The following is a 304-nucleotide window of genomic DNA, read 5'->3' as shown; positions in this document are numbered from 1 at the left end:
CCGCCCGGCCGATGTTCGCGAGCATCGAGCCGACCGGGGTGCGCTGGGCCGATGGCAGCTTCACGGAAGCGGACGTGATCATCTGGGCGACCGGGTTCCGTCCGGAGGTGCGGCACCTGGCCCCGCTGAAACTCCGCGCCAAGGGCGGCGGGCTCGTCGTCGGATCAGGGGCGAGCTGGACCGACCCGAGGATCTTCCTCGCCGGGTACGGGCCGCAGGCGAGCACGGTCGGCGCGCACCGGGCCGGCCGGGTGATCGCCCGCCAGGTCGTCGCCCTGCTCTGACCCGCCCTCCTGCTCGCCCC

General features: G+C 74.7%; 1 pseudogene. It reads left to right on the top strand.

The features are described from left to right. Positions 1 to 284 (top strand): annotated as a pseudogene (locus QN345_RS20065) (pyridine nucleotide-disulfide oxidoreductase); the annotation flags it as partial. Positions 285 to 304 lie beyond the last annotated feature (20 nt).

The organism is Cryobacterium sp. 10I1 (assembly GCF_035019805.1).
Classification (GTDB): Bacteria; Actinomycetota; Actinomycetes; order Actinomycetales; family Microbacteriaceae; genus Cryobacterium; species Cryobacterium glucosi.
This window is presented reverse-complemented; position numbering and strand designations above follow the sequence as displayed.